The organism is Streptomyces sp. TRM68416 (assembly GCF_014596915.1).
GTDB lineage: Bacteria > Actinomycetota > Actinomycetes > Streptomycetales > Streptomycetaceae > Streptomyces.
In genome coordinates this window covers 1-11,282 of record NZ_JACVWU010000024.1, presented here as the reverse complement: position 1 = coordinate 11,282, position 11,282 = coordinate 1, and the positions used below count along the sequence as shown (strand labels likewise).

The following is an 11,282-nucleotide window of genomic DNA, read 5'->3' as shown; positions in this document are numbered from 1 at the left end:
CTCACCACCCCACCTACCGCCCCCGCTCCCCCTCCCCCCGAACCCACCGATACCGCAGCTCAGGCCGCCCCACAGTCCCGTACTGCGGACTCCGCGCCGCCCTCCCCGCGTCCACCAGATGCTCCAGATACCGCCGAGCAGTGATCCGCGAGATCCCAACCGCCTCCGCCACCCCCGCCGCAGTCAGCCCCTCCCCGCAGTCCCGCAGCGCCACGGTCACCCGCTCAAGCGTCGGCGCGCTCAACCCCTTCGGCAGTGCCGCAGGACCAGGCGCCCGCAGTGTGGCCAGGGCGCGGTCCACCTCGTCCTGGCCGCTGGCCTCCCCCGCCGTCTCCCGGAACTCGGCGTACCGCACCAGCCGGTCCCGCAGGGTGGCGAAGGTGAACGGCTTCAGCACGTACTGCACGACCCCGAGGGCAACGCCCTCCCGCACCACCGCCAGATCCCGCGCCGACGTCACCGCGATCACGTCCGTCTGATGGCCCGACGCCCGTAGGGAGCGCGCCAGTTGGAGGCCGTGGCCGTCCGGGAGGTGGAGGTCGAGGAGGAGGAGGTCCACCGGCGTACGGTCCAGGGCGCGTCGCGCCTCCGCGCCCGTATGGACCTTGCCGACGGCCGTGAAGCCGGGGACGCGGTTGACGTACATGACGTGCGCGTCGGCGGCGACGGGGTCGTCCTCCACGACCAGGACACGGATCTGCTTGGGGGAAGTGGTCATACGTCGCCTCCAGAGACTGCGCCCCCAGAAACTACGCCCTCCGAAACCCCGCTCCCGGACACGTCCCCCTGCACGCCCCCCGGCGAGTCCCCGCCCTCACCTGCCCGTACGCCCCCCAGCGGCAGCCGCACCTCGAACTCCGCCCCGCCCCCGTCGGCCGCCGCCACCGTCAGTGACCCCTCGTGGCGGCTCACCGCCTGCCGGGCCAGCGCCAGTCCCAGTCCCCGCCCGCCGGGCCCGGCCGGTTTCGTGGAGAAGCCCCGCTCGAAGACCGCCTCGGCGTGCGCCGGATCCACGCCCTCGCCGGTGTCCGCCACCCGCAGGACCAGCGACGCCTCCTCCGCGTACGCGGTGACCGTCACCCGGGCCCGCGCGCTTCCCTGGGCCGCGTCCACGGCGTTGTCGATCAGGTTGCCGAGGATCGTCACGAGGTCCCGCGCGGGCAGGGAGGGGGGAAGCAACCCGTCGTCCAGGCGGCTCTCCTCCGACACCTCCAGCTCCACGCCCCGCTCGTTCGCCTGGGCCGTCTTGCCCAGCAGCAGGGCCGCCAGCACAGGCTCGCTCACAGCCGCCACCACCTGGTCGGTGAGCGCCTGCGCCAGCTCAAGCTCAGCCGTCGCGAACTCCACGGCCTCCTCCGCCCGCCCCAGCTCGATCAGTGACACGACCGTGTGCAACCGGTTCGCCGCCTCGTGCGCCTGCGAGCGCAGGGCCTGGGTGAAGCCGCGTTCGGAGTCCAACTCGCCCATCAGGGACTGTAGTTCGGTGACGTCGCGCAGGGTGGCGACCGTGCCGCGGCGCTCGCCGCCCGAGACCGGGGAGGTGTTGACCACCAGCACCCGGTCCGCCGTCAGGTGCACCTCGTCCACCCGCGGCTCGGAGGCCAGCAGCGCGCCGGTGAGTGAGGGCGGCAGTCCGAGGTCGGCGACGGACTGGCCGATGACCTCCTCCGAGACGCCGAGCAGCTCCCGTCCGCCGTCGTTGACCAGGGCCACCCGAAACTGCCCGTCCAGCATCAGCAGGCCCTCGCGTACGGCGTGCAGCGCGGCTTGGTGGTAGTCGTGCATACGGCTGAGCTCGGCGGCGTTCATGCCGTGGGTGTGCCGGCGCAGGCGGGCGTTGATGACGTAGGTGCCGACCGCGCCCAGGGCGAGCGCGCCGCCCGCGACTCCGAGGAGCGCCGCGAGCTGGCCCTGCGCCCGCTTGCTGATCTCCTCGACCCGGATGCCCGCGCTGACCAGGCCGACGATCTTCCCGCCGTCCCAGACCGGGGCGACCGCGCGGACCGACGGGCCGAGCGTGCCGGTGTACGTCTCCGTGAACGCCTCGCCCCGCAGCGCGGCCTCGATGTGGCCGCGGAAGCGCTGGCCGATCTCCTCCGGCCGGGGGTGCGTCCAGCGGATGCCCTCCGGGTTCATGATCGTGACGAAGTCGACCTCGGTGTCCCGCTGCACATGCTGCGCGTACGGCTGGAGCCGGGCCGTGGGGTCGGAGGTGCGGATCGCCTCGCGTACGGACGGGGAGTCCGCCACCGAGCGGGTCACTGCCAGGGCCTGGCGGCCGGCCGCCTCCTCGGCCTGGCTGCGGTCGCTGACGTACGTGAACAGCGCGTACCCGGCGACGAGCACCGCTATCAGCACGGCCTGCATGGCGAAGAGCTGGCCGGCCAGGCTGCGGGGTCGGGGGACGGGGAGGCGCATGGCAGTCAGTGTGCCTCCCGGATAAGCGTGAACTAAATGAACGGAAGGGTGACCGCCCTCACAGGCCGGGAGATAGTCACGGCATTCCTCAAAACCCCCGGACGTGAGCCGCACGCCGGTGATGCCGACGAAGACGTCAAGGAGGGCAGCCGTGGCCGCCAGCACCCCCGATACGGCACCCGTGAAAGTGAAACGGGACCGCACCCACTACCTCTACATCGCGGTGATCATCGCGGTCGCCGCCGGTATCGCCGTGGGCCTGGCCGCACCGGACTTCGCTGTCGAGCTGAAGCCGATCGGCACCGGCTTCGTGAACCTGATCAAGATGATGATCTCGCCGATCATCTTCTGCACGATCGTGCTCGGCATCGGCTCGGTACGGAAGGCCGCCAAGGTCGGCGCCGTCGGCGGTATCGCCCTCGTCTACTTCCTGGCCATGTCCCTGGTCGCCCTCAGCATCGGCCTGGTCGTCGGCAACATCCTGGAGCCCGGTTCCAGCCTCGCGGTGACCGACGCGGTCAAGGAGGTCGGACAGGCGCAGGTCGGCGCGGAGGCCAAGGACACCACCGAGTTCCTGCTCGGCATCATCCCGACCACGATCGTGTCCGCGTTCACCGCGGGCGAGGTCCTGCAGACCCTGTTCGTCGCGCTGCTCGCCGGGTTCGCGCTGCAGGCCATGGGTTCGGCCGGGCAGCCGATCCTGCGCGGCATCGAGCACATCCAGCGGCTTGTCTTCCGCATCCTCGCCATGGTGATGTGGGCCGCCCCGGTCGGTGCCTTCGGCGCCATCGCCGCGGTCACCGGTTCGGCGGGCCTGGACGCCCTCAAGAGCCTGGCCGTGCTGATGCTGGGCTTCTACGTCACCTGCGTGCTGTTCATCTTCATCGTGCTCGGCGCGCTGCTGCGGATCGTCGCGGGCCTGAACATCTTCACGTTCTTCAAGTACCTGGGCCGCGAGTTCCTGCTGATCCTGTCGACCTCCTCCTCCGAGTCCGCGCTGCCGCGGCTCATCGCGAAGATGGAGCACCTCGGGGTGAGCAAGCCGGTGGTCGGCATCACCGTTCCGACCGGCTACTCCTTCAACCTCGACGGCACCATGATCTACATGACCATGGCCTCGCTGTTCATCGCGGACGCCATGGGGACGCCGATGTCGATCGGCGAGCAGATCCCGCTGCTGCTGTTCCTGCTGGTCGCGTCCAAGGGCGCGGCGGGTGTCACGGGCGCCGGTCTCGCCACCCTGGCGGGCGGTCTCCAGTCCCACAAGCCGGCGCTGGTCGACGGCATCGGTCTCATCGTCGGCATCGACCGGTTCATGAGCGAGGCGCGTGCGCTGACCAACTTCGCGGGCAACGCGGTCGCGACGGTGCTGATCGGCACGTGGACGAAGGAGATCGACCGGGGCCGGGTGGACCAGGTGCTCGCCGGTGAGCTGCCCTTCGACGAGAAGACGCTGCTGGACGACGGCGACGAGGCGGCTGCTGCGGTGCAGGTGCCCGAGTCGGGCGGGGAGAAGGAGCTTGCCAGGGTGTAGGGCCGCGCCCCGCGAATCGCCGAGCGGCCGGGCACTTTCCCCCCGTCGGTCCGGCCGCTCGGTCACTTCCGCGTCGAGGCGGGTACGCCCGCCACGGTCACCTCGTTGACCGTGGCGGGCGTACCGCCTTTGTCGGGTGTCGGCCGCGGCGCGGCTCAGGCCCACGGGTCGGTGATCTCCCGCAGCAGGGTGAGGGCCTCGCGGAGCTGCTTCATACGGCGCTTGCCGAGGTGCTCCTCCCACTCCTTCTCCACGTCGGCCACGACCGCGTCGGCGACCACCTTGGCGGCCTGCGCCTTCTCCGCCGTGCACACCAGCCGGGCCCGCTTGTCCGTCGGGTCCGGAACCCGCCGTACATAGCCCGCCTTCTCCAGCTGGTCGACCAGGAACCCCGCCGTCTGCTTGGTGACCTGGGCCTGCTCGGCCAGCTCGGTCAGCCGGGTGCCGTTCGGGCCGATGCGCTGCATGACCCGGGCCTGGGCGGGCGTGAAGTCGTCGAAACCGGCCTCGGCGAGCGCGGCGAAGACACGATTCTCCAGGGCCCGGTGCGGGATGAACAGGAGCACTCCGGTGTTGAGCTCGCTGTCCGCGACCATCTCTGTCCCTGTCCTTCCTGGGGGTGTACTGCTTTGGGGTGCACTGCTTGACATTGGTCAGAGGCTCTGACTACTTTGGTCAGTGAAGCTTACCACTTGAGTGGGCGGTGATCCCCATGGGTGTCGTGCTGGGCGCGGACGAGCGCTGGCAGATCGTGGACCGGGAGCGGGCGAGCCTCGCGGACTTCCTGGAGGGGCTGACGCCCGAGGAGTGGGAGACGCGGACGAGCTGCGGCGACTGGCGGGTGCGCGACGTGGCCGCCCACCTCACCCTGGCAGCGCGGATCACCTACGGGGCCGCCCTGCGCGAGTTCGTCCGCGCCCGGGGGAGCGTCGACCGGATGATCCACGACACGGCGGTCCGCGAGGCACAGCGCCCCGTGGCCGACATCGTCGCCAACCTGCGCGCGATCATCGGATCCCGCCGCCTGGCACCGTCGACCACACCCCGGGAACCGCTGATCGACATCCTCGTCCACGGCCAGGACATCGCGCTCGCGCTGGGTCGGCACCGCGACATGCCGCCCGCCGCCGCCCGCGACGCCGCCGACCGCGTCTGCACCATGGGCTTCCCCCTCCGCCAGTGGCCCCGCCCCCACGCCCGCCTCGTCGCCACCGACATCGACTGGACCCACGGCGAGGGCGAGGAAATCCGCGCCCCCATCGCAGACCTCCTCCTGCTCCTGACCGGCCGAGGGGACGCGGTCCGGTCGGGGCGGGGGGAGTAGGGCCTACGGAAGAACGGGCGACCGGGCGACCGGGGGAACGGGGGCGAGGCGGCGGGCTTCCGCAGCCCGCCGCCTCCACGTTCGCCTGTCCGCCCGTTCGCCCGTCCGTCCGGCGCTTGAGGCCGACGCTCTTTGAGGCGACGGGCCAGGGGTGATGCCCCGCGGGACCCCTTGCAGCGCGAGGCCGGGGCCGCAGCGCGCGCTGCCCGCGGCGGCGGCCCGGATCGGCACCACCCCGGACCACCCCACCCCGCCCCACCCCGGCCAGGAGCCTCCCTCCGCAGGCGCTCCGCCACGCCCCGACCTGCTGAACCGCCTCCACGGCGTGCTGTCCCTCGAACCCGCCGGGCACTTCACCGGACATGGGATTCGACACCGCCCAGCTCCACGCCGCCGAGGTGGCAGCCTTCATCAACCCCTGCGCGCGTCGACGGCCGCGTCCAGCCGTGCCGTCTCCGCCGGGCTCAGTACCAGTTCCGCTGCCCCCGCCGAGTCCCGGATCGTCTCCGGTCGGCTCGCGCCCGGGATCGGGATCACGGTGGGTGACCGTGCCAAGAGCCAGGCCAGGCAGACCTGTTGGGGGCTGACGCCCCGCTCGCGTGCCACGGCGTGGAAGGTCTCCAGGCCGCCGCCCGCCGCCCCCTCAAGCCTCGACGGCCCGTCCAGGGAACTGCGTGAGAGGCCGCCCAGCGGGCTCCACGGCAGGAACGCCAGCCCCAGTTCCGCGCACAGCCGCAGCTCGGCCTCGCTGTCCAGGACGGCCGGCGAGTACCGGTTCTGCACCGAGACCAGCCGGTCGCCGAGGATCGCGCGGGCCGCGCGGATCTGCGTCACGTCCGTGTTGGAGACGCCGGCCAGCCGGATCTTGCCCTCGTCGAGCAGTTCGCGCAGCGCGCCCACCGACTCCTCGAACGGCACGGCCGGGTCGGGCTTGTGGAGCTGGTAGAGGCCGATGGCGTCGACGCCCAGCCGCTTCAACGACCCCTCGGCGGCCGCCTTGAGATGCCGCGGGTCGCCGGTCACCGTCCAGCTGTCGTCCGCGGGCCGGCCCCGCCCGCCCTTGGTGGCGACCAGGACATCGGTTGTGTCGCCGCCGTAGGCCGCGAGGGCGCGGGCGACCAGGAGTTCGTTGTGGCCGGGCCCGTCGCCGGGCAGATGGTAGGAGTCCGCCGTGTCCAGCAGCGTCACCCCCGCGTCCAGTGCCGCGTGCACGGTGGCCAGGGCGCGGGCCTCGTCCGGCCGGCCCTCGATGGACAGGGGCATGGCGCCGAGCCCGATCGCACTCACGCGCAGGCCGCCAAGTGTGCGGTACCGCATGTCAGTTGTCCTTCCCGAGCGTCTCGGCGACGGCCTTCGGCAGCCACTGCCGTACGTCGTCGAAGGTGAACCCGAGCCGGGTGGCGCGGGAGTTGTCCATGCCGTAGGAACGGGCGAAGGAGAGCGGTGAGACGGCGCCGACCTCGACGGGCCGGAACACGGTTCGCCCGCCCGGTAGTTGGGCCGCCACCGCCTCGCACAGCTCGGCCGTGGTCAGCCGCCCGTGCGAGGCGGCGTTGACCGGCCCGGTGAAGTCCGCGCCGGCGGTCCAGGCCAGGAAGTCGGCGATCTCCTCGACGTGGATGTAGGTGGCGGGCCGGTCGACCGCCGGGACGGCGATCGGCGTGCCCGAGCGGATGCGGTCGGCGTAGTGGGCGAGCCGTCCGGTGAAGTCGTCGTCCCCGCCCAGCACATGGGCGACGCGTACGGCCACGTAGGGGAGGGCCGGGTCCGCCGCCAGTACCGCCTCCGCCTGCCGCTTGCCCTCGCCGTAGTGGGCCGCCAGGAACTCCGGATCTTCCCAGGGGAGTTCGAGGTCGACGGCGACCGAGCGCGGATCGACGGCCGTTTCCCCGACCGGCGCGGGGGAGTCCTCGTACTCGTACACCTCCACCGTCGACGTCATCACATACCGTCCGACGCGCCCCGCGAACACCCGGCGGGCCACGGCCGCCTGGCGCGGGGTGTAGCAGACCTGGTCGACGACGACGTCGAAAGTGCGGGAACCGAGCGCCTCGCGCAGGGAGTTCTCGTCGTCCCGGTCGGCGACGAGATGCAGCGCCCCGGCGGGCGGCGCCGCTGATCCGCGGTTCAGGACCGTGACCCGGTCCCCGGCCGCCAGCAGCCGGTTGACCAGCCGTTTTCCGAAGTAGCGGCTGCCGCCGATGACCAGTACCTGTCGTCCCGTTTCCATGGCCATAATTCTTCCGGTGTACAACGACACCCTGAAGGGGGAACCATGGGAGTTCGGGCCGTCGCGCCAAAAGAACCACGACGTTCGCGCGCCACCGCCGACGAAACGACGGTGGCCTTCGACGCGCTGGACCGGCAGATCCTCGAACTCCTCCAGACCGACGGCCGGATCAAGCTCAGCGAACTGGGCCGCCGCGTCCGGCTGAGCCCCGCCGCGGTCACCGAGCGGGTGCGCCGCCTGGAGACGGCGGGTGTGATCAGTGGCTACGGCGCCCAGGTCGTCCCGGCCCGGCTCGGCTACGGCATCCAGGCCTTCGTCCGCGTCAACCCGCACGGCGGCTACAACCTCAAGCACCCGAGGACCCTGGAACTGATGGAGCGCCCGGAGATCACCGAGGTGCACCACGTGGTCGGCGAGGACTGCTGGATCCTCAAGGTCGCCGTTCACGACACCGTCCACCTGGAGGAGATCCTCGAAGAGATCTCCGCCCTCGGCCGCACGACGACCTCGATCGTGCTCACCTCTCCGGTGGAGCGCAAACCGCTGTTGCCCTGACGTCGACGTCAAGGATTACGGCCGAAGCGGAGGCTGCTGGAGGAGGTCGCCGACGTGCTGTGAGGGTCCGGACCGAAGAAATCCCCCGAGTAATTGCGCTCGGGGGATTTCTTTGCGTATATTCAATGATTCGCGACTTCACGGGAATTGGGTCGCGAAGAAGTCCATTGGGCACAGTATATCCGGGCGGGAGTGGAATTGTCAAACAGCGAATTTCCGGACGATGAAATGCGCGTCGAGCAGGAATTCATCGACGGCCTGTACGCGCGCGTGGACGCCCTGCGCGGTGACACCGAGACCTCCGTCCAGGACGCGCTGGCCCAGGGCAACACGCCCATGCAGGCCCGGCTGGAACGGGACATCCTCGTCGCCGAGCGCTCCGGGCTGCTCGCCGCCCTGAACGCGGTCGACGGCTCCCTGTGCTTCGGCCGCATCGACCTGTCCTCGGGCCTCACCCACCACATCGGCCGCATCGGCCTGCGCACCGAGGACGCCGAGCGCACCCCGATCCTCATCGACTGGCGGGCCGACGTCGCCCGCCCCTTCTACCTGGCCACCGGCCACACCCCGATGGGCCTGCGCCGGCGCCGCCACATCAGCACCAGCGGCCGTACGGTGACCGCCCTGCACGACGAGATCCTCGACCTCGGCGACCAGGAGCGCACCGGCCACGAGGACCCGAGCGGCGACGCCGTGCTCCTCGCCGCGCTCAACTCCGCGCGCACCGGCCGCATGGGCGACATCGTGCAGACCATCCAGGCCGAGCAGGACGAGATCATCCGCGCCCCGCACCGCGGCGTCCTCGTCGTCGAGGGCGGTCCGGGCACCGGCAAGACGGCCGTCGCCCTGCACCGGGCGGCGTACCTCCTCTACGAACACCGGGAACTGCTCGCCAAGCGCGCCGTCCTGATCGTCGGCCCCAACCCCGCCTTCCTCGGCTACATCGGCGAGGTGCTGCCCTCGCTGGGCGAGACCGGGGTGCTGCTGGCCACGGTCGGCGAACTGTTCCCCGGTGTGAAGGCGACGGCCACCGACACCCGCGAGGCCGCCGCCGTGAAGGGCCGCGCCGACATGGCCGACGTACTCGCCGCCGTCGTACGCGACTGGCAGTCGCTGCCCGATCCGGTGATCGCGATCGAGCACGACCGCGAGATCCTCATGCTCGACGACGGGCTGGTGAAGGTGGCCCGGGAGCGCGCCCGCGCGGCGCGGCTTCCGCACAACGTGGCGCGCGAGCACTTCGAGGGCCACATCCTCAACACGCTCACCGACATGGTCGCCGAGCGCATCGGCACGGACCCGTACGACGGGACGAATCTCCTCGACCCCAGCGACATCACGCAGATCCGTGACGAACTCGCGGAGAACCCCGAAGTCTGGGCCGCCATCGACCAGTTGTGGCCCGTGCTCACCCCCGAGCGGCTGGTCGCGGACTTCCTCGCCGACCCCGTGGGCTACCTCCCCGACGAGGACGCGGCCGCCATCCGGCGTCCGGCGACCCGGAAGTGGACCGTGGCGGACGTGCCGCTGCTCGACGAGGCGGCCGAACTGCTGGGCGTGGACGACCGGGTGGCGCGGCTGCGGGCGGAGCGCGAGCGGGAGACGCAGATCGCCTACGCGCAGGGCGTGCTGGACGTGTCGTACGCCTCGCGCACGTACGAGTTCGAGGACAAGGAGGACAGCGACCCCGAGGGCTCCGAGGTGCTGTCCGCGCACGACATCATCGACGCGGAGCGGTTCGCCGAGCGGCACGAGGAGGACGACCACCGCAGTGCGGCGGAGCGGGCGGCCGCCGATCGGACGTGGGCGTTCGGGCACATCATCGTCGACGAGGCGCAGGAGTTGTCGCCGATGGCGTGGCGGCTGCTGATGCGGCGGTGTCCTACGCGGTCGATGACGCTGGTCGGGGATCCCGCGCAGACCGCGGAGGCGGCGGGGGTGGGGTCCTGGGCCGGGATCCTGGAGCCGTATGTGGAGGACCGCTGGGAGCATACGCGGCTCGGCGTCAACTACCGCACCCCTGCGGAGATCATGGAGCTTGCGGCGGCTGTCGTGCGGGCCGAGCGGCCGGGGTTCGAGCCGCCGAGTTCGGTGCGGGCCACGGGGGTGCGGCCGTGGGTTCGGGCCACCGATGATCTGCCGGGGGCGGTGGCCAAGGCGGTGTCGGAGCTGATGCCGGGAGAGGGGCGGCTTGCGGTGATCGCTCCTCGGGAGCTTCATCGGCGGCTTGCGGCGCGGCTGGACGGGGTGACGGCGGGGGGTGTTCCCGACCTGACGCGGTCGGTGGTCCTGCTGGATCCGCGGCAGGCGAAGGGGCTGGAGTTCGACTCCGTCCTGGTGGTGGAGCCCGGGCGCTACGGTACGGCCGACCTCTACGTCGCCCTGACGCGCGCGACCCAGCGGCTGGGGGTGCTGCACACGGGGCGCCTGCCGGCGGGCCTGGTACCGACGTCCCCCTGACGTCCGCGTGTGTTCCTCGCCCCCGCCGCCCCTACCCGTCCCGTCCCTGGGGGCTCCGCCCCCAGACCCCCGACCTTTGCTCGCCCACTACCCGACTCGGTGGGTCGAGAGGGGGGGCGGGTGGGCAAGGGCGGTGGGTTTCGGGGTGCACCATTTGGCCGACTGGAAACGGGTGGTGGGTGGGCGTAGGGCGGGGGTTGAGGGGTGGGTGCCTCTGGAGGGCTATGCCGGGCGGAGCCAGAGCGTGGCCAGGGGTGGGAGGGTTAGGCGGATGCTGGCCGGGTGGCCGTGCCACGCCGTGGGCTCCGGCTTGAGCGCGTCGGGGTTGGTGACGTCGCTGCCGCCGTAGCGGGACGCGTCCGTGTTCAGCGTCTCGTGCCAGGCAGGGACGTCGTCGGGGACGCCGAGGCGGTAGTCGTGGCGGACTACCGGGGAGAAGTTCGAGACGGACAGGAGAGGGGAGTCGTCCGCGTCGTAGCGGAGGAAGGCGAAGACGTTGTCGTCTGCCGCGTCGCCGACGACCCACTGGAAGCCGGCCGGGTCGGTGTCGCGTTGCCAGAGGGCCGGGGTCGCCCGGTACACCGTGTTCAGGTCCCGGACCAGGTCCCGCACGCCGCGGTGGTCGGCCTCGGCGCCGTAGGCCGGGTCCAGCAGCCACCAGTCGGGACCGTGGGCCTCGGACCACTCCGCGCCCTGGGCGAACTCCTGGCCCATGAAGAGGAGTTGCTTGCCGGGGTGGGCCCACATGAAGCCCAGGTATC

10 protein-coding genes are annotated in these 11,282 nt (G+C 71.6%); 4 read left to right on the top strand and 6 right to left on the bottom strand.

All coding sequences use genetic code 11. From position 1 onward, the window contains the following. Nucleotides 1-13 precede the first annotated feature (13 nt). Nucleotides 14-718 (bottom strand): response regulator, encoded by a 705-nt coding sequence (locus tag ICC28_RS31430; RefSeq protein WP_223190023.1) that lies wholly within the window; start codon nt 716-718, stop codon nt 14-16. Further along, the gene (locus ICC28_RS31425) at nt 715-2,418 is read right to left on the bottom strand and encodes a sensor histidine kinase (RefSeq protein ID WP_188292170.1); all 1,704 of its coding nucleotides are present in this window, start codon (nt 2,416-2,418) and stop codon (nt 715-717) included. Before ICC28_RS31425 ends, ICC28_RS31430 begins: the two co-directional genes overlap by 4 nt. Before the next feature lie 121 nt (nt 2,419-2,539). Between ICC28_RS31425 and ICC28_RS31420 the strand changes: the two genes are divergently transcribed. Continuing rightward, nucleotides 2,540-3,952 carry a cation:dicarboxylate symporter family transporter gene (locus ICC28_RS31420; RefSeq protein ID WP_188292274.1) on the top strand — a complete coding sequence of 471 codons (1,413 nt, stop codon included), beginning with the start codon at nt 2,540-2,542 and terminating at the stop codon, nt 3,950-3,952. Between the two features lie 155 nt (nt 3,953-4,107). On the opposite strand, the gene ICC28_RS31415 is transcribed toward ICC28_RS31420, so the two are convergent. Further along, nucleotides 4,108-4,548: a MarR family winged helix-turn-helix transcriptional regulator gene (locus tag ICC28_RS31415; protein WP_188292169.1), complete on the bottom strand. Its 441-nt coding sequence runs from the start codon at nt 4,546-4,548 to the stop codon at nt 4,108-4,110. Nucleotides 4,549-4,664: 116 nt separating this feature from the next. Between ICC28_RS31415 and ICC28_RS31410 the strand changes: the two genes are divergently transcribed. Then, complete coding sequence (locus tag ICC28_RS31410) at nt 4,665-5,276, top strand: maleylpyruvate isomerase family mycothiol-dependent enzyme (protein WP_188292168.1); 612 nt, start codon at nt 4,665-4,667, stop codon at nt 5,274-5,276. 411 nt (nt 5,277-5,687) lie between these two features. Here the strand turns inward: ICC28_RS31410 and ICC28_RS31405 are convergent, their stop codons facing one another. After that, nucleotides 5,688-6,593 (bottom strand): aldo/keto reductase, encoded by a 906-nt coding sequence (locus tag ICC28_RS31405; protein ID WP_188292167.1) that lies wholly within the window; start codon nt 6,591-6,593, stop codon nt 5,688-5,690. A 1-nt stretch (nt 6,594) separates the two neighbouring features. Beyond that, nucleotides 6,595-7,506, bottom strand: coding sequence for an NAD-dependent epimerase/dehydratase family protein (locus ICC28_RS31400; RefSeq protein ID WP_188292166.1), 912 nt, complete (start codon nt 7,504-7,506; stop codon nt 6,595-6,597). A 45-nt stretch (nt 7,507-7,551) separates the two neighbouring features. Between ICC28_RS31400 and ICC28_RS31395 the strand changes: the two genes are divergently transcribed. Next, nucleotides 7,552-8,061: an Lrp/AsnC family transcriptional regulator gene (locus ICC28_RS31395; protein WP_223190021.1), complete on the top strand. Its 510-nt coding sequence runs from the start codon at nt 7,552-7,554 to the stop codon at nt 8,059-8,061. 228 nt (nt 8,062-8,289) lie between these two features. Further along, on the top strand, nt 8,290-10,521 hold the full coding sequence (locus ICC28_RS31390) for a HelD family protein (RefSeq protein WP_188292165.1): 2,232 nt from the start codon (nt 8,290-8,292) through the stop codon (nt 10,519-10,521). Between the two features lie 222 nt (nt 10,522-10,743). Here ICC28_RS31390 and ICC28_RS31385 read toward each other — a convergent pair. Next, a partial coding sequence (locus tag ICC28_RS31385; RefSeq protein ID WP_188292164.1) for an alpha amylase C-terminal domain-containing protein occupies nt 10,744-11,282 on the bottom strand: 539 nt, incomplete at its 5' end.